15 protein-coding genes and 1 pseudogene are annotated in these 17284 nt (G+C 64.2%); 11 read left to right on the top strand and 5 right to left on the bottom strand.

Annotated features, from left to right (window positions below):
* Window positions 1-110: 110 nt before the first annotated feature.
* On the top strand, window positions 111-2408 hold the full coding sequence (locus ACP26O_RS09045) for an AsmA family protein (RefSeq protein WP_175666496.1): 2298 nt from the start codon (window positions 111-113) through the stop codon (window positions 2406-2408).
* Between the two features lie 123 nt (window positions 2409-2531).
* Here ACP26O_RS09045 and ACP26O_RS09040 read toward each other — a convergent pair whose 3' ends face one another.
* A complete protein-coding gene (locus tag ACP26O_RS09040; protein WP_175666497.1) occupies window positions 2532-2984 on the bottom strand; it encodes a lipocalin-like domain-containing protein in 453 nt (150 codons plus the stop codon).
* 167 nt (window positions 2985-3151) lie between these two features.
* On the opposite strand from ACP26O_RS09040, the gene ACP26O_RS09035 reads away from it, so the two are divergent.
* The 3 genes from ACP26O_RS09035 (at window position 3152) to ACP26O_RS09025 (ending at window position 7479) form a co-directional block, all read left to right on the top strand.
* Window positions 3152-4744: an ABC-F family ATPase gene (locus ACP26O_RS09035; protein WP_175666498.1), complete on the top strand. Its 1593-nt coding sequence runs from the start codon at window positions 3152-3154 to the stop codon at window positions 4742-4744.
* 1638 nt (window positions 4745-6382) lie between these two features.
* The gene (locus tag ACP26O_RS09030) at window positions 6383-6976 is read left to right on the top strand and encodes a recombinase family protein (RefSeq protein WP_175666499.1); all 594 of its coding nucleotides are present in this window, start codon (window positions 6383-6385) and stop codon (window positions 6974-6976) included.
* 2 nt (window positions 6977-6978) lie between these two features.
* Window positions 6979-7479 carry a hypothetical protein gene (locus tag ACP26O_RS09025; protein ID WP_175666500.1) on the top strand — a complete coding sequence of 167 codons (501 nt, stop codon included), beginning with the start codon at window positions 6979-6981 and terminating at the stop codon, window positions 7477-7479.
* 29 nt (window positions 7480-7508) lie between these two features.
* Here the strand turns inward: ACP26O_RS09025 and ACP26O_RS09020 are convergent, their stop codons facing one another.
* Together ACP26O_RS09020 and ACP26O_RS09015 are read right to left on the bottom strand one after the other, a co-directional pair.
* On the bottom strand, window positions 7509-8396 hold the full coding sequence (locus ACP26O_RS09020) for a restriction endonuclease (protein WP_175724405.1): 888 nt from the start codon (window positions 8394-8396) through the stop codon (window positions 7509-7511).
* 321 nt (window positions 8397-8717) lie between these two features.
* Window positions 8718-9686, bottom strand: a complete 969-nt coding sequence (locus ACP26O_RS09015; RefSeq protein WP_175666501.1) for a site-specific integrase — start codon at window positions 9684-9686, stop codon at window positions 8718-8720.
* 43 nt (window positions 9687-9729) lie between these two features.
* Between ACP26O_RS09015 and ACP26O_RS09010 the strand changes: the two are divergent.
* The 6 genes and pseudogenes from ACP26O_RS09010 to ACP26O_RS08985 all read left to right on the top strand — a co-directional run.
* Window positions 9730-9855 (top strand): annotated as a pseudogene (locus ACP26O_RS09010) (hypothetical protein); the annotation flags it as partial.
* Between the two features lie 242 nt (window positions 9856-10097).
* Complete coding sequence (locus tag ACP26O_RS09005) at window positions 10098-10847, top strand: FkbM family methyltransferase (protein ID WP_175666502.1); 750 nt, start codon at window positions 10098-10100, stop codon at window positions 10845-10847.
* Window positions 10848-11840, top strand: a complete 993-nt coding sequence (locus ACP26O_RS09000; RefSeq protein ID WP_175666503.1) for a phosphotransferase enzyme family protein — start codon at window positions 10848-10850, stop codon at window positions 11838-11840. It abuts the gene before it with no gap.
* Between the two features lies 1 nt (window position 11841).
* Window positions 11842-12720, top strand: coding sequence for a 4Fe-4S cluster-binding domain-containing protein (locus tag ACP26O_RS08995; protein ID WP_175666504.1), 879 nt, complete (start codon window positions 11842-11844; stop codon window positions 12718-12720).
* Window positions 12717-13784 (top strand): asparagine synthase-related protein, encoded by a 1068-nt coding sequence (locus ACP26O_RS08990; protein WP_175666505.1) that lies wholly within the window; start codon window positions 12717-12719, stop codon window positions 13782-13784. Before ACP26O_RS08995 ends, ACP26O_RS08990 begins: the two co-directional genes overlap by 4 nt.
* Before the next feature lie 7 nt (window positions 13785-13791).
* Entirely contained in the window at window positions 13792-14997 is a 1206-nt protein-coding gene (locus ACP26O_RS08985) for a glycosyltransferase (protein WP_175666506.1), read from the top strand.
* Here ACP26O_RS08985 and ACP26O_RS08980 read toward each other — a convergent pair.
* The gene (locus tag ACP26O_RS08980) at window positions 14954-15643 is read right to left on the bottom strand and encodes a cephalosporin hydroxylase family protein (RefSeq protein WP_041491185.1); all 690 of its coding nucleotides are present in this window, start codon (window positions 15641-15643) and stop codon (window positions 14954-14956) included. The two genes, ACP26O_RS08985 and ACP26O_RS08980, sit on opposite strands and share 44 nt — an antisense overlap.
* 25 nt (window positions 15644-15668) lie before the next feature.
* On the opposite strand from ACP26O_RS08980, the gene ACP26O_RS08975 reads away from it, so the two are divergent.
* Window positions 15669-16634 (top strand): phosphotransferase, encoded by a 966-nt coding sequence (locus ACP26O_RS08975; protein ID WP_175666507.1) that lies wholly within the window; start codon window positions 15669-15671, stop codon window positions 16632-16634.
* A gap of 12 nt (window positions 16635-16646) precedes the next feature.
* On the opposite strand, the gene ACP26O_RS08970 is transcribed toward ACP26O_RS08975, so the two are convergent.
* Window positions 16647-17222 (bottom strand): polysaccharide deacetylase family protein, encoded by a 576-nt coding sequence (locus ACP26O_RS08970; RefSeq protein ID WP_175666508.1) that lies wholly within the window; start codon window positions 17220-17222, stop codon window positions 16647-16649.
* Window positions 17223-17284: the final 62 nt, after the last annotated feature.

Here is a 17284-nt window from a genome sequence, read left to right as displayed (position 1 = left end):
CGCAGCGTGCGCCATAATACCGATTGAAAGCCGCCGGTGTCGTGTTCGATTCACTCACGGGAGGGGCCCGACATGGCGCGCAAACTCTGCAGAACAACAACGGAACCGCCATGACGCTAGCTCGAGCCATTGGCAAGTCGGCTGCATGGATTGTCGGTATCGTCGCACTGGTCATTGCGGCAACCGGCATCTTCATTTTCACGTTCGACTGGAACCACGCGAAACCGTGGGTCAACGAACATGTGAGCACCGCACTTGGCCGTTCGTTTGCGATCCACGGCGATCTCAGGGTCGACTGGCACCGCCCGCAGGGCGAGACCGGCTGGCGCGCTTGGGTGCCCTGGCCGCGCTTCTCGGCCACGCAGCTCGAGATCGGCAACCCCGACTGGGCGAAGGGCCCGAAGTTCGTCACGCTCGACGCCGCCCACTTCGATCTCGCGATTCTCCCGCTCTTCACGCACCAGATCGTCATTCCGTCGATCGACGCCGTCAATCCCGCAGTCGACCTCGAGCGGCTCGCCGATGGCCGCAACACGTGGACCTTCGAATTCAAGCAATCGGGCAAGCCGACGCGGTGGAACCTCCGGCTCGACAGCTTCGCGTTCGCGAAGGGGACCATCGTCTATCGCGATGCGATCACCAAGGCCGATCTCACGATCGCGGTGGATACGCTCGGCCATCCGATTCCGATCGGCGACGTGCTGAAGGAGCAGGAACAGACCTCGCTCGCGGCGTCCGCCCAGCATGTCGGCAAGCAGGGGGCCGCGCAAATGGCCGCAAAGGCGCATGCGGAGGCCGCGTCCGCCGCGTCGGGTGCATCCGCGGCACAGGGCGCAAGCGCGGCGTCGACGCCCGTGGTCGCATCGGGGGCGGCGTCTGCCTCCGCGGCCAAGCCGGTCTCGTCAGCATCGACGGCCGTGCCGGCATCCGCCGCGAGCGGCGCATCCGGGGCCGCGGTACCCGCGAAGTCGGAGCCGACGTATGCGTTCGGCCTGAAGGTCGACGGCCGCTACAAGAACGTGCCGGTGACCGGCACCGGCAAGGTGGGCGGCGTGCTGGCGGTCGAGAGCGCGACGCAGCCGTTCCCGCTGCAGGCCGACGTGAAGGCCGGCGATACGCGGCTCGCGATCGTCGGCACGCTGACCGATCCGCGGCATCTCGCGGCGCTGAACCTGCGGCTGTGGCTGCAGGGCACGTCGATGTCGCACCTCTACCAGCTCACCGGCATCACGCTGCCCGACACGCCGCCGTATGCGACCGACGGACGGCTGATCGGCAACTTCAATCCGCCCACGAGCACGTTCCGCTACGAGAACTTCAAGGGCCGCGTCGGCGGAAGCGATCTGCACGGCACGCTCACCTGGGCGCAGCGCAAGCCGCGGCCGAAGCTGTCTGGCGAAGTCGTGTCGAACCTGCTGCAGTTCTCCGACCTCGCGCCGGTGATCGGCGCCGATTCTCCCGCGAGCAAGGCGAAGCGCGGCGACACGACGCGCCAGCCGCCGGACCGCGTGCTGCCGGTCGCGGCGTTCCGCACCGAGCGCTGGAGCGCGATCGACGCGGACGTGAAATTCACCGGCCGCAGGCTGATCAAGAGCCCGCAGTTGCCGATCACCAACCTGTACACGCACATCCTGCTGCAGGACGGCGTGCTGACGCTCGAGCCGCTCCAATTCGGCGTTGCTGGCGGCACGCTCGCGACGAATGCGCATCTCGACGGCAGCCGCACGCCGCTCAAGGGCCGCTTCACGCTGAGCGCGCGCCACCTGAAGCTCAAGCAGCTGTTCCCGACGCAGAAGGTGATGCAGACCGCGCTCGGCGAGATCAACGGCGACGCGTCGCTGTCGGCGACCGGCAACTCGCCGGCCGCGCTCGCCGCGACGTCGACCGGCGAGGTGAAGGCGCTCATCACGGACGGCCGCATCAGCCTGCTGCTGATGGAGGCGGCGGGCCTGAACGTCGCGAACGTCGTCTACGAGAAGCTGTTCGGCACCCGCGACGTGAAGATCAATTGCGCGGCGTTCGATTTCGTCGCGAATGACGGCATGCTCGAGCCGAAGGTCTTCGCGCTCGATACGGACGACGCGCTGATCAACGTCGACGGCCCGGTCAACCTGCGCGACGAATCGGTCGACCTGAAGATCCATCCGCACACGAAGGGTTTCCGGATCTTCTCGCTGCGCTCGCCGCTGTACGCGAAGGGCACGTTCAAGAATCCGAAGGTCGGCGTCGAGGCGGGCGCGCTCGCGCTGCGCGCCGGCGCGGCGGTCGGGCTCGGGCTGATCAACCCGTTCGCGGCGCTGATTCCGCTGATCGCGCCGAGCAACAACCGCGACGTGCCGTGTTCGCAGCTGTTCGCGCAGATGAAGGCCAAGGCGGCGGAGAAGGAAGCGGCGAAAGCGGGCAAGTGACGGCGACGGCGGTGGGGCAGGCGGGACGGCGCGGCCCTGGCCGGCCGCGCTCGTTGGGGCGCCGCTCCCGGTCGCCGCCTCTAGGTCCCGCCGCCGCCGCGCGGTATCTCCAGCGGCCGCTGCTCAGCGGCGGGCGCGCACCCAGACGAGTACCGCGTCAACCTCCCGGCCGCTGATGACGACGGGCCCGGCGGTGCCGAGTTGCATCCGGTCGCCGTCGATACTGACAACCCGCTGCTGGACGTTGCCGATCCAGTTCGGATACAGGCTCACGTCCATTTCATGGGTCAGCGTGCCGTCGTCGTCGACGTTAAAAGGGCCCGAATACGCGATGTAGCCGTGCGCCGCGGCGGCGCGTTCCTCGACACTGCCGCCCTGCAGGTCGCCGTCCGCATAAGGCGGGCGGCCGGGCGCCATCAACTGCGCGGACATGTAGCCGTCGGGCGTGTACAGGATCCAGCCGCGCGCGTCGCGGCCGAGCGGGTAGGTGACGGTGCCGCCGTCGCGCGGGCGGATTTCGTAGGACACGAGGCGCCATGCGCCGACGAGTTGTTCTCGAAGCTGGCTGGTTGGCATGCGGGGTTCCGGTGTGACGGCGATGGCGCGTATGCCGTCGTGTTGACGGGGCAGCGGGCACCGGGCAACGACCGTAGCGCGGGTGCCGCGGCGGTGTGGTCGGCAGTTTCTCCGACACCTGCTAAAATACACGGTTTTCCGTCGATTTCTCTCTTACGGGACCTGCCGTGCTTTCTACTGCCAACATCACGATGCAATTCGGGCCGAAGCCCTTGTTCGAGAATATCTCGGTCAAATTCGGCGAGGGCAACCGCTATGGTCTGATCGGCGCGAACGGCTGTGGCAAGTCGACCTTCATGAAGATCCTCGGCGGCGACCTCGAGCCGAGCGGCGGCAACATCGCGCTGGAGCCGAACGTGCGTCTCGGCAAGCTGCGCCAGGACCAGTTCGCGTATGAAGACGTGCGCGTGCTCGACGTCGTGATGATGGGTCACACCGAGATGTGGGCCGCGATGACCGAGCGCGACGCGATCTACGCGAACCCGGAAGCCACCGACGACGACTACATGCACGCGGCCGAGCTCGAAGGCAAGTTCGCCGAATACGGCGGCTACGACGCCGAGGCCCGTGCGGGCGCGCTGCTGCTCGGCATCGGCATCGAGGAGAAGTTCCACACCGGCACGATGGCCGATGTCGCGCCGGGCTGGAAGCTGCGCGTGCTGCTCGCGCAGGCGCTGTTCTCGAAGCCGGACGTGCTGCTGCTCGACGAACCGACCAACAACCTCGACATCAACTCGATCCGTTGGCTCGAGCAGACGCTCAACGAGTACAACTCGACGATGATCATCATCTCGCACGATCGTCACTTCCTGAACTCGGTGTGCACGCACATGGCCGACATGGACTTCGGCACGCTGAAGGTCTGGCCGGGCAACTACGACGACTACATGCTCGCATCGGCACAGGCGCGCGAGCGCCAGGCCGCGGCGAACACGCGCGCGAAGGAACGCGTGGCCGAGCTGCAGGACTTCGTGCGCCGCTTCTCGGCGAACAAGTCGAAGGCCCGCCAGGCAACGAGCCGCGCGAAACAGATCGACAAGATCAAGATCGAGGAATTCAAGCCGTCGTCGCGTCAGAACCCGTTCATCCGCTTCGAGTTCGACAAGAAGCTGCACAACGTCGCGGTGGTCGCTGAAGACATCACGAAGAAGTACGAGCGCACGATCTTCCAGAACTTCAACCTGTCGGTGCAGCCGGGCGAGCGCATCGCGATCATCGGCGAGAACGGCGCGGGGAAGACGACGCTGCTGCGTTCGCTGCTCGGCGCGCTGCCGCTCGATCACGGCACGGTGAAGTGGTCCGAGAACGCGAATGTCGGCTACATGCCGCAGGATACGTACGAGGAGTTCCCGAACGACATCACGCTGATGGACTGGATCGACCAGTACCGCAAGGACGGCGATGACGAGACGATGGTGCGCGGCACGCTGGGCCGCCTGCTGTTTTCGTCGGACGACATCAAGAAGTCGGTGAAGGTGCTGTCGGGCGGCGAGAAGGGCCGCATGATCTGGGGCAAGCTGATGCTCGGCCGCCACAACGTGCTGCTGATGGACGAGCCGACCAACCACATGGACATGGAGTCGATCGAGTCGCTGCAGATCGCGCTCGAGCAGTTCGAAGGCACGCTGATCTTCGTATCGCACGACCGCGAATTCGTGAGCGGGCTGGCGAACCGGATCATCGAAGTGCGCACGGACGGTACGCTGTACGACTTCGGTGGCAATTACGAGGAGTTCCTGACGAGTCAGGGGCAGGAGTAAAACCGCTGGTTTGTTCCAAGACGGCCCTTCATGGGTCCCGGATTGTCCCACGGAATTGTCCCGTTGGGACAATGACAGAGTCGCCTTCTAGGGGCGCCTAGGCGGAGCGTGTAACGCGGGACCGCCAGAAATACGAAAGGCCCACATCGGCAGATTGTCGGTGTGGGCCTTCTTGCTTCGTAGCTGGAACATCGTGGCGGCCGGGATTGGGAGCTAATGGTGTTCTGCAAGGGCGTAATGACGCTCACTTGTTTTTGCACTTGGCGCAGAGGTAAACGCGGTTTCCACTGGCATCGGTGCGAAACCAGACCTGTTTCCGACCAGAGCTATTCCAGCCGCGCAGTTCGACATTGCATCTAGAGCAGACTGTGGGTCCAAACGTTGACCCAGGCTTGTTTCTAAAAAGATACGATAACAGCAAGAATGGAACGAAAACGGCGATGACAATGCCCGCAAAGATGTCCATAGCGCTCTGAAGCCATCGAGTATGTGGGGACGTAAAGAGACGCTGATGCGTCTCGTATATATGAAGCGCATGGCTTCATGCCGAGGTCTTGTGAGCAACTCCTACTACGGGGCTGTCAATACGGGGACTTCGTTCCCCACTGGCCGGTATATGGATTTTGGTTTCCTTGGGTAGACCAGTTGTCTAGCTTTGTATCGTTCGGGTTGGTCTGGTAGTGGCCCTGAACGTAAGTGCCGTTTGAGCGTGTGTAACCGTTGACGTAATGCTCACCGGAAGACGACCCGTAGAGATTCGAGCCGGATGAGTGGTGGCCGTAGCCGGAGGTATGCGCGTATGCTGTACCAGCGCTTACTAGAAGCGCGGCGAGAATGATCTTTTTCAAGGTGGTCCCCTGTAGCGTATCGGAAGTAGTTATTCTGCGCGTAGCAAATCCAAGGCGCAGTGCTCCGATACTACACCGGCCTTCCTGCTATTTCGACTGGTGCTTACCAGTCTCCAAATAAAATTCCGGAAATTTCCGAGAGGGTATCTGATAAAGTCCCGCCGCGAAATTCCCCCCGGTGGCCCTCCCGATTCTCGCGAGCGCGCCATCATGATGCGCATCAGGTAACGCGCGCGACTCCTGATGCGGGCACGTGCGTTTCTCCAGCGCGGTGGTTACTTGAGGCAGCGTGCAGGCATGCTCTCATGTACCGTGGCTCAGGACTCGCGAGGGCAGAAAGAAGAACGGGCCGCACGGCCCGTGATGGTGTAAGAGTGCTCGATTTGTAGGAAGCACCGAAGTCAAAAGAATCTGGCAATCCCGAGCTTCTTCGCGATTTTCTCAAGCAATAGTGCCGTGTTGTAGTAGTCCGTCACCCCAACAACCGCGCCGCAGGAGCTGCACTGCACCGTAACGACTTTGAAATTAGAGCCAGATGGTGAAAGGGTCTTTGACTCAAAGGAAGTGCTAGAACACTTCGGACATGTGGACGTCGCCATCGCTGTCTTTTTCTGAGTTATGGGATTTTGATTCTGTCCGAACGATTCACACCCGTCTAGTGGCTTTGACGTGCGCATCACGTCCAAAACCGCTCCCTTTCGGACACGGTCTGAGGATGTACGAAAGTGTGCTTGTAAACAATTCGGACATGGCCTAGTATTCGTACGTCTCTTTCGTACAGGTGTCCGATATGTCCCGCGTCTTCGCTTACTGCCGCGTGTCCACCCATGACCAATCCACTGAGAACCAGCGCCTGGAGATTGAGCGGGCTGGGTTCGCTATCGACAAGCGGCGCATCGTGGAGGAATCCATCAGCGGCTCTGTTGCTGCCTCTGAGCGTCCCGGTTTCACTCGCTTGATGGACCGCATGGAATCAGGCGATGTCTTGGTGGTCACCAAGCTGGACCGGCTGGGCCGCAATGCGATGGACGTGCGGGCTACCGTAGAGGCTCTGGCGGGCTTGGGAGTGAAGGTCCACTGTCTTGCCCTGGGTGGCGTTGACCTGACCAGCGCAGCGGGGAAGATGACGATGCAGGTCTTGAACGCCGTAGCTGAGTTTGAACGGGACCTGTTGATTGAGCGGACCAATGCAGGCATCCAGCGGGCCCGTACTGAGGGGAAGCAGTTCGGCAGGCCACCGGCATTGACCACTGAGCAGCAAGCGGAGGCAGCTGAGCGGCTGGCCAAGGGGGAGGCCGTAGCGGCGCTGGCGCGGGACTTTAAGACCAGCCGGCAGACCATCATGCGGCTGCGTGAGAAGGTGATTACGCCGGAGGTGAGCTGAGCATGGAACAGCAATTTCCCAAAGAGGGATTCTTCGACCTGACCGCGCCGGACCTGTTCAGGCTCGCGTGCGGTCAATACGAGAGCTTTTATCACGACCAGTCTCCAGTCAATGCCTTTCTGGTGTCGGTTACGCTGTTTCACCTGCTTGACTGGCTAGTTAAAGACGGCACGACACGCAGGGCGAAAATCTCAATTGAGGCTAAGGAGCTGGGTGACCGGACCCCGGAAGAGGTAATCGCGCTGGCTATTCATGAGTTGCCAGAGTTTCGCGCAGTAGTGAGCGCAGCAAACAACTCAAAGCACCGTGAGCTTGACGGTTACCGGCCTGCCTATGCAAAGAAGCGGAGAGTGGGGGCGTTCGCAGGTGTGACCAGGGCGGGGGATTCGCTAGACGATGAGCACCTCATCCTAGACATCGAAGATGAGGAAGTATGGCTGCGCGACGCGTTCGGCACGGTGCTAGAGCGGTATCGCGAATATTTCGACAGCCAGAAGCAGTGATGTAGCGTGACACCGGTTTGGGACGGTAATCAGGCAGACTCCCAGCCCACCAACCCCTGTATTGCCAGGACAGGTTTTCTGGGCGGTTCTTCGTCGTCGGCAAGCTTAACCCATGTGTTTTGAATTTCTTCCGGCACGACAGCGCCGGTAGTGAACGCGTTCGTATGGACAAGGCCAGTATGCTCATCCACAAAGCCACTTAGCTGCTTGATACCTACTTGGCCGAAGTACCGCACGCGCTGGACAAGTATCGAGGCTGTCAACTGGACGTTGATGAGATCATCGTAGCCATTCGAGACTTGAACGGCCGCATGCTCATAGAGAGGCAGGTCGTGATGTTCGCCTGAGGCCACTGGAAACGCCCCTGCGTTCCACTTTTCGATCGCCATTTGGAAGGCAGTCGGTAGTTCATCCCCCTGGGGGCTGAGAACTCGAAGATGGCCCGGGTGTTCTGCAACGCGAAATGCCTTAGCCGCGGTAGTTGAAATCGAGATGCTAATGCCAGCGCTGAAGAAATCGCATACGGCTGGTAGAGCGATGACGGTTCGCCACTTATGGTCTCCGGTGTCCAAGGGTCGGTACAGAGCTATCCGGAGACTCTTCGCGCGCTTCTTCGCTGTCGCTGTGAATCCAGCGGGGCAGACTAGCACTCCTTTGTTGACGCCGATATCGTCTACGAGCCCACTGAACTCTTCGACTCCCTTCACGTCCACCGGGGTCTTGTAGTCCTTGCAATCGATGGCGACCCGCATCGTGTATTGACCAATATTCTGTGTCAGTAGCACATCCACTTGACGACGCTCCCCAGTCACCTCTCCCACAAGCATTACGTCGTGCTCGACCTTCGCATCAGGGGCGAGATCTTGCTGAATCCGGGCCACCAACTGTTCGAATTCTCGCCATTCTTTTTTAGCCATGTGCTGCCCCGGTATCTGAATTGTTTGGAGCCACTGTTTTGTCTAACCACTCGCGCTTGATGGGGAGGCTGTACCCCTTGCCGTACCCCGCAGCTTCGCCCTTGGTTGCCCAGCCGCCAACCGAATGGCGAACCTCTGTAGGGCATCCGACAGCGCGTAAGCGGTCAGCCATCGTATGGCGGAACTCGTCCGCTGTGTGTTCCCACTTGTTCGCTCGTAGCCAGCCCGCAACGGTGGCCGATGCGCTGTCAACGTTGCATCCTTTGGCGTCTCAAGTGTAACGCGAGAAAGGAAATGGGCGGGCACGCGGCCCGCCATCCGTTAGTCCAGTTTGAGTGCGAGGTCCTCAGCGCGAAGGTGTGTGTAACGCTGGAGGTGCTTGAGATTCTTATGACCGGTGATAGCTGCTACTTCCATCACATTCAGCCCCTTCTCAAACAGGCGGCTAGCTGCCTCATGCCGCAGGTCATGGAAGTGGAGCGTGCCCAGCCCGCATTCATCGCGGACACGGCAGAACGCGTACTTCATAGCGGACTGCGTCAGCTTGAAGACGCGGCCTTTGTGAGGTGGGGGACACCACGTTAGAGCCTCGATGGCCCGAGTGGATAGCGGGACTTTGCGGGGCGTTCCATTCTTCGTCATGGGAAGAAAGGCGGTGCGCGCTTCAAGGTCGATGTGTTCCCACCGCAGCTTTGCTATCTCACCTTGGCGCATGGCTGTCTCAATGGCAAGGATGATTGCTGGGGCAATCTCGCGGTTGAAGTCTAGAGCTTTCTCAATCAGCCGCTCGTCGTCACCGGCCATTAGCCGCACGTCACGCGGAAGGGGGAGCTTAGGGCGACGGAAGCCGCGTACAGGGTTTACCGTGAGACCCATCTCCCATTCGTCTATCGCGACTCGGTAGACGGCTGAGATGGCGTCCAACTCACGACCCGCGGAGCTACCGAGCACTTCCGTTATGCGCCGGTCGCGCCATTCGGCAAGATGGGACTTGTTGAGCTGGGCAGCAGGAACGGAACAGAGTTTCTTTTCCTTCTTGAGCAGTCGCAGCAGCGTCCGGCGGTCCCACTCGCTTGACCGCTTTCCGGGCATAGGATGCTCTATGTACTTCCGGAACAGGTCCCCAACAGTCGGGCCGGTATCGACAGGCTTGGCCGCGTGTCCGGGCTCATGTTCGGCAGCCCACTGCGTAGCGGCTTCCTCACTGGCGAAGGTTGCGGACAGGCTGGGGAGCCCTTTGCGGCGGATTTTGACCTGCCATTTTGTCCCACGCAGGGTGATTGTTGCCATTCATGTTCTCCAAGTGGTTGATTTAGAACATGAAAGGGGTCCCGTGTCGCACGACCGCGAGTTCGTGAGCGGGCTGGCGAACCGGATCATCGAAGTGCGCACGGACGGTACGCTGTACGACTTCGGTGGCAATTACGAGGAGTTCCTGACGAGTCAGGGGCAGGAGTAAGTGCCCGGAGGTTTCCTCCGCGCATGAGTTCCGGTGCGGCACCGACCAGAACGCCCGGAGCGAACCGTCACAAGCGCATCAAGCCCGCATCGACAGCAGTGTCGATGCGGGTTTTTTCATTTCCGCTTGCGCCCGGGGCCAGCCGCCCCGCGAATTCCGGTTTCCTCCCGTTGACCGACTTCAGGTAAATTACCGCCGAACGCCATTCATCATTCCCCATTTCGACCCGGAGCCGTCCCTCGATGCAGGACCATCCCCTCCCGCTCGACCTGTCCGGCCTTGCGCAAAGCCTTTACGCGCAGGGCACCGAAGAGGGCATCCTGGCGCGCCTGATGGAGCGGATCGCGCCCGCTAACCGCTTCTGCGTCGACATCGGGGCGAGCGACGGGCTGCGCAACAGCAACACCGCGCGGCTGCTGCACGAACAGGATTGGGCCGGCGTGCTGGTGGAAGGCAGCGCATATCGGTTCGGCAAGCTTGCCGCCCACTACGCGGGCGCGGAGCGCGTCCGTCTGTATCAGGAACGCGTCCAACCCGATACGGTCGATCAACTGCTCGCCGATGCGAACACGCCGGCCGACTTCGACCTGCTGTCGATCGATATCGACGGCAACGATTACTGGGTGTGGCGCGGCCTGCAAGCGTTTCAGCCGCGCATCGTCGTGATCGAATACAACCCGTACTACACGCCGCCCGAACGCTGGGTCATGTGCTTCAATCCGGACCACGAATGGGATGGCTCGACCTACTACGGTGCAAGCCTCGAATCGCTCGTTCATCTCGGCAGGCGGAAGGGCTATGAACTCGTCTGCTGCGACGACATGGGCAACAACGCGTTCTTCGTACGGCAGGACCTGTACCCGCTGCTCGGCATCGCGAACAACGATCCGTCGGTGCTGTTCCGGCCGGCGATGTACAAGCTGCGCTATGTCGGACACAACACGTTCCTGACCGGTCATCCGTATCGATACGGACCGGCGGAGCACATCTGAATGGACCAGCTCGCGATCACCTTTGACGAGATTCGCGACGCCTACGCGCTGGGCCGAAGCGACGCACCGCGCCAGGTCAGCGAACGCGTGTGGTATCTGCCGACTGACAGCGGCGGTGTGGCAGTCAAGCTCTACGCGCTCGAACACCATGCGCGCGCGGCCACGGAGACCGGCGTCCTCGCGCATCTGGAAAGGCACGGCGATGCCCGCGTTCGTGTCCAGACGCTCAAACGCACGACAGGCGGCGCATCGCTGTGGACGGGGCAGGACTCGCACGCGATGCTCACGCGCTGGGAAGCCGGGCAGTTCAGAACCTACGATACATTTTCGCCGGCCGAGTGGGATGCGCTCGGCGCGAGTCTGGCCGCGCTGCACCTGAGCCTCGACCGGCTGCATCTGCCGTCGCTCGACACGATCCGCGCGCGGCTGACCGCGATCGATGCGGACGCGGTGCGCCGCAGCCTGCTCGACGCAGGGGATCGTGCGCACGCGAACGACGGCGGCGCGGACCTGCGCCGCTATGTCGATCTCGCGCTGCGCATGCTCGAGCGCTACTATCCGGGCAGTCTCGACGCGTTTCCCGCCGACGATCCGCAGCACCCGATTCACAACGACTACAACCAGTTCAACTATCTGTTCACGGGCACGCTGCCGCCGCTGATTCTCGACTGGGAAGCATCGATCGGCGCGCCGCGCGAATACGAACTGGTGCGATGCCTGAATCATTTGCCGCTGGAGGCGCCGCATCTGGCGGCAGCCTTCGTGCGCGCGTATGGCCGGGTCCGGCCGGTGAATCCCGCGCACCTCGCGTGGGCCGTCGATGCCGCGTGCCTGCAGCACGCGCTCAAGCTGTGGGTCGTGCAAGGCTGGCTCGACGATCCGTCGCGCTTCGCGTCGCACCTGAGCGGCGCGGTGACGATGGCGTCCGCGATGGTGGACGCGCGCGAGCGTCTGATCGATTTCTTTTCCCGTTGCGTGGAAGCAGGAAGCTGAAGTGAGTGCGAATCCGAACGACATCCCGAATCCGCCGCGCTCCGGCGAGCGACAGCATGTCTTCCCGCCGCCGCTGGATCGCGACTACCGCGTCGCCGATGGGCGCGTCCGGACGCGCTCGCTGGAAGCGCATATCGTCGACCACTGCAACCTGACCTGCGCGGAATGCTGCTCGCTGTCGCCTCTGCTGCCCGAGTGGTATGCGAGCCCCGAATCGATCGAGTCCGATCTGCGCAAGGCCGCGAAGGTGCTGAGCCCGCGCATTTTCAAGCTGGTCGGCGGCGAACCGCTGTTGCACCCGGCGCTCGTCGAACTCGTCGAACGCGTGCGCGGCACGGGCATCGCGCCCGACATCTCCGTCACGACGAACGGCCTGAAGCTCGGCGAGATGCCGGACGCGTTCTGGCAAGCGGTGGATGCGCTCACCATCTCCCGCTATCCGAAGCCGGCGCTTTCGCCCGACCTGATCGCGCATGTCGAGCACCAGGCCGCGCGTTTCGACGTGCGCCTGAACTGGAAGGTGCAGGACGTGTTCACGACGATGAATCGTGCACGGCCCGGCACGGATCGCGACGACGCGCGGCGTCTCTATCACGATTGCTGGATCCGCGAGCGCTGCCATATGATTCGCGACGGCATGTTCTACACGTGTACGCGTCCGGCGCATTTCCATACGCTCTACAAGGGCGAGAAGGATTTCCAGGCCGACGGCCTGCCGCTGCGCGACGACGCCGGCATGCTCGATGCGATGCTCGCCTATCTGCAGCGCGAGGCACCGCTCGAAGCATGCCTGCATTGCCGCGGCGGCAGCGCGCCGGTCGCGCCGCATCGCATCCTGAAACGCATTGAAGTGGACACCTTGAAGGCTCGTTATCCATGATCGTCGGCACGCGCGACCCGTTCGGTTTCGATCGTCTGCACTACCATCCGCGCAGCGGCGTGGCGGCGTCCGGCATCCGCGCCGTCCTGCAGGCGTCGGGGCAGGCGGCCGGCGCGCCGGATGCGGCCGCCATCGCGGGCTACCTGAGCGGCGAGCGCCTGATCGGCCGCACGGTGCTGCGCGACGTGCTCGCGGTGCCGCCCGGTCATGCACTGATCCGGGCGCCGCACGGCCTGACGGTGCGGCCGGCGCCCGAGCGGCCCCGGCATGCCGATCTGGACACCGTGCTGCGCGCATCGTTGCAACGCGCGCTCGACAGCGGCAAGCGCGTCGCGCTGGCGCTGAGCGGCGGGCTCGATTCGGCGCTGCTGCTCGCGTTGCTGCGCGAACTCGGCGCACAGCGGCACGTGACGTCCTATATCCTCGCGACCGACATGCCCGACTACTGCGAACTCGACGCGGCGCTCGAACTCGCCGCGCAGATGCAGGCGAACGTGAAGATCGTGCGCGCGAACGAGGCCGACTTCGTCGCGGCGCTGCCGAGAACGACCCATGCGGTCGAGGAGCCGATGTTCAACCTGCATCCGGTCGCGAAGCTGCTGCTGGCCGAGGCGATCGCCGCGGACGGCGTCGAGGTGGCGATCACCGGCGACGGCGCGGATCAGGTCTTGCGCCGCGACCGGTCGGCCAACTATCTGCCGCTGTGCCATGCGTTGTTCGACGAGGCGTCGGTCGATCTGCATCCGCCGTTCGTCGATGCCGACGTCGTCGCGCATCTGACGAGCATCGCACCCGACCCGAACAAGCAGTGCCTGCGCGATCTCGGTGCGCGCCTGAACCTGCCGGACCGTCTCGTGCACGGCCCGAAGCGCGGGCGGCTCGCACCGGCGATGGATCTCGCGCCGCTGCTCGATCGCGACCGCACGCGTGCACTGGCCGACTCGCTCGGTCTGGCCGCGCCCACGTTGCAGGCGGATACCGAGCGCGTGCTGTGGGTCACGCTGACGCTGATCCTCGATCATCTCGATCGCCTTCATCTCGATGCCGCGCATCGCCCAACCTGAGTCGCTCATGAAACGCATCCTGTTCTGCGTGGTGCCCGAGAAGGGCCACGTCAATCCGTGCATCGGCCCGGCCCAGCATCTGCGCGCGGCCGGCTGCGACGTCGCGTTCTACGCGCCGGCCGACATCAGCGCGCAGCTCGACGGCGCCGGCGGCTTTGCATTCGTCGGGCCGCGCGAGACGCCCGAACGCCACGACCTGTCGCGCGGCGCGAGCTTCGCCGCGAACATTCGCGACGCCGACTGGCTGAGGCACTGGATCCGCACGCTGCTGATCGACCTCGCGCCCGCTCAGGTGGACGGCATCCGCGCCGTGCTGCGCGAATGGCGGCCCGACGTGGTCGTGATCGATCCGCTGCTCTACGCCGCGGCGATCGCCGCCGAGCTGGAAGGGCTGCCGTGGGTCTCGATGTCCAATTCGCTGAATCCGGTGCTGCCCGACGCGCTCGATTCGGAACTGCTCCGTACGGTGCGATGGCTCGAGCCGGAACGCACGCGCCTGTTCGCGCGCTACGGTCTCGACGCGCGTTTTCGCGGTTGCGACATCCTGTCGCCGCATCTGACGCTCGCGTTCACGACCGACGCGCTGGTCGGTACGCCGCCGCCCGGTGTCGAACTGGTCGGCCCGGCGATGCCTTCGGGCCCGCGCGGCGACGAGACGGCGTTCCCGTGGGAACGCCTCGACGCGGATCGCCCGCTCGTCTACATGTCGCTCGGCAGCCAGCTTTACTACCACCCGGAGCTATTCGCGAAAGTCATCGACGCGACGCGCACGACGTCGGCGCAACTGGTGCTGTCGGTGGGCGAACTGGCCGATTCGGATTTGCTGCCGGTCGATGACGAGCGCGTCGTCGCGGTGCGTTACGCGCCGCAACTGGCGCTGCTGCGGCGCACGCACGCGTTCGTCAGCCACGGCGGCGCGAATTCGGTGATGGAGTCGCTCGCGTGCGGCGTGCCGATGCTGCTGTCGCCGTTCTGCAACGACCAGTTCCATTCGGCGCACTTCGTCGAACGGGCCGGCGCGGGATGCGTGCTCGATCTGCAGCAGGCCGGCGTCGCGGAGATTGCCGACGCGCTCGAACGCCTGTTGCGTCCCGGATCGTTGCGCGAGCAGGCGGCGCGGATCCGCGCGAGCTACGCGCGCGACGGTTCGGCGCAGGCCGCCCGCCTGATCAGCGCACTCGCTTCAGGAAGCCGCCTGGCGACAGCGTCATGAGCACGCGGTCCTCGATGTCGTGGTCGACTTCGAACCGGTCGTCGCCGGCGAGAAACGCATGCACGGCCGTGGCCGGGTTGTTGCCTCTGCCGTACGGCTTGCCGTCGAACATCGACTCGGGCAGATACTCCATGATGGTATCCATCACGATCGCGTAGCTGCCGGGCGTCACGAGCGGCGCATAGCAGGCGAGTTCTCGCAGCACGTGCGCGTGCGTATGCGTGAGATCGAGGATCGCCATCACGCGCGCGCCGTCGCCGATCCGCGCGCGTACCGACGCGAGCGTGTCGGTTGCGCACGATTCGCCTTCGATCAGCACCATGCGATGGGCGAGCCGGTGCGATTGCAGGCGCTGCCTGACCTCGTCGCGCAGGCGCGGTTCGATCGCGACCACACGGCCGTGGCCACCCGTCAATTCCAGCATCGACGCGGAGAACACGACGCCGCCGCCCGCCGCGATGCCGGTCTGCACGATGCAGTCGGGACGCGCGCGCCAGATCAGTTCCTGCAGCGCGAGCATGTCGCCGGGCAGATGGAAGAAGCGCTCGCCGAGCCAGCGCGTCTGGAACAGATGGTCGAATTCGGCGGCGCGCGTCAGCCATTCGATGTTGATGTCCCGCATGCGGGCCGAAGGACGCTCTGACATGGTCAATGCAACGAGTAGGAATGACGTGAAAACGCTGGAACCGTGGCTTCACCGGTACTGGAACATCGCGCCGGCGCGCCTGCAGGCGCTGGCGTCGGGCCATACTAACAAAACGTACCTCGTCGAGTGCGCCGCGGGGCGCACGGTGCTGCGCGTGTCGTGGTCCGGCAAGCCGGTCGGGCAGGTGCATCGCGAGGCGTCGATACTCGGGCGTCTCGGCGGTTTGCGCACGGCGCCGACATTGCCCGCGCTGCCGCGGCTGCGGCCGACCGTGGATGCGCAAACCGGTGTGCAGGCCGCGGATGAAAGCTGGCTGCACCTCTTCGAGCATATCGACGGACGTCCCGGCCTGCCCGACGATGCGCAGGCCGGCGCGATCGATGCGATGCGTGCGCTCGCGCATCTGCATGCGGCACTGGCGTCGATACCCGTAAGCGAATCGGCACCGCTGGCGTGGCTGTCGGCGCGCCATGCGCGCGTCGCCGCGCGGGCGATGCCGGCGTTGGCGGGCGATCTGGGTCGTGACTATGCCACGGTGATCCAGCGAATCCGCGCGCATCTCGACGCCGCCGCACGCTGGCTGACCGGGCCGGTGCAGTGGCTGCACGGCGACTATCACGCGGGTAACCTGCTGTATGTGGGCAATGCGGTGAACGGCGTGCTGGATTTCGACGATGTGGGGCAGGGCGCGCAATGGCTCGAGGCGGCCTTTGCGTTGTTCGCGCTGTCGCGCGATGCGGCCACGGACGATCGCTTCGTATTCGATGCACGGCGATGGGAAGCCGGCCTGCAAGCCTACGCAGCGACGCGGCCTGACGCTGCGCCGGACTGGATGCGCGTGAACCGGGATGCGCTGATGGTGCTGTTCTGCGCGGACCAGACGCTGATCCACCTCGAAGCCGCGCAGCGCGGCCTGTGGATGCCGGGGCCGGGCATCGGATTTCTCGGCGGCTGGCGCCAGTTGCTGGACGAGGCGGCACCCGAAAGCTAGCAGGCCGTCGCGTCAGCGCTGCCGATTCAGGAACAGGCGCACGGCTTCGACCGTGTTGGGCCGCGCTTCGCCGTGCCGCGACCCGTCGTGCATGCAGAACAGCACGTCGCGATGCCGCGCCGCGCTGGCGTCGACATGCGCGCACATTGCGTCGAATAGCACCTGCGGTGACGGCGCCGGCCGCTGCCAGTCATCCAGTATCGCGGTCCAGCCGGTGTGTTCGCGTTGCAGGCGCGCGAGCACGGCTGCGCGATTGTCCCGCGGCATCAACCCGTACGGAAGGCGCAGCGGGATCGCGTCCGGCGCAGGAACGCCGGCGCGGCGGCAGGCCTCGCGAATCAGCGTGTCGGTCGCCTCGATCTCGTCGATCAGCACGTCGTCCGCCAGCGCGCCCGGTCTCGCGTGCGAATGGGTGTGATTGCCGAGCCGGTGGCCTTCGTGCGCCATTCTCGCCGCGACGTCGAGCGCGCCTGCCAGGTTCGTGCCGAGCAGGAAGAAGGTCGCCTTGCACGATGCGTCGCGCAGGACGTTGAGCAACGCGGGCGTCGACGGGCCGGGGCCGTCGTCGAAACTGAGGTGAATGGACATCGCGTGGACGGCGCGTCGTGTGAGTGGAACCTGAACGATAGCGCAATCCGGAGGCTGATCGG

It is taken from the genome of Burkholderia sp. R-40 (genome assembly GCF_049942845.1).
In the GTDB taxonomy this organism is placed as follows: domain Bacteria; phylum Pseudomonadota; class Gammaproteobacteria; order Burkholderiales; family Burkholderiaceae; genus Burkholderia; species Burkholderia ambifaria.
Note: the sequence above shows the minus strand (reverse complement) of the source record. Positions and strands in the feature narration are given on the sequence as shown.

Bases quoted from the DNA above. Each gene is read 5' to 3' on its own strand.
- ACP26O_RS09020 (WP_175724405.1), bottom strand. From the start codon at position 8,396: ATGGCTAAAAAAGAATGGCGAGAATTCGAACAGTTGGTGGCCCGGATT.
- ACP26O_RS09000 (WP_175666503.1), top strand. From the start codon at position 10,848: ATGGACCAGCTCGCGATCACCTTTGACGAGATTCGCGACGCCTACGCG.
- ACP26O_RS08990 (WP_175666505.1), top strand. From the start codon at position 12,717: ATGATCGTCGGCACGCGCGACCCGTTCGGTTTCGATCGTCTGCACTAC.
- ACP26O_RS09040 (WP_175666497.1), bottom strand. From the start codon at position 2,984: ATGCCAACCAGCCAGCTTCGAGAACAACTCGTCGGCGCATGGCGCCTC.
- ACP26O_RS09030 (WP_175666499.1), top strand. From the start codon at position 6,383: ATGTCCCGCGTCTTCGCTTACTGCCGCGTGTCCACCCATGACCAATCC.
- ACP26O_RS09005 (WP_175666502.1), top strand. From the start codon at position 10,098: ATGCAGGACCATCCCCTCCCGCTCGACCTGTCCGGCCTTGCGCAAAGC.
- ACP26O_RS08980 (WP_041491185.1), bottom strand. From the start codon at position 15,643: ATGTCAGAGCGTCCTTCGGCCCGCATGCGGGACATCAACATCGAATGG.
- ACP26O_RS09045 (WP_175666496.1), top strand. From the start codon at position 111: ATGACGCTAGCTCGAGCCATTGGCAAGTCGGCTGCATGGATTGTCGGT.
- ACP26O_RS08970 (WP_175666508.1), bottom strand. From the start codon at position 17,222: ATGTCCATTCACCTCAGTTTCGACGACGGCCCCGGCCCGTCGACGCCC.
- ACP26O_RS09025 (WP_175666500.1), top strand. From the start codon at position 6,979: ATGGAACAGCAATTTCCCAAAGAGGGATTCTTCGACCTGACCGCGCCG.
- ACP26O_RS09015 (WP_175666501.1), bottom strand. From the start codon at position 9,686: ATGGCAACAATCACCCTGCGTGGGACAAAATGGCAGGTCAAAATCCGC.
- ACP26O_RS08985 (WP_175666506.1), top strand. From the start codon at position 13,792: ATGAAACGCATCCTGTTCTGCGTGGTGCCCGAGAAGGGCCACGTCAAT.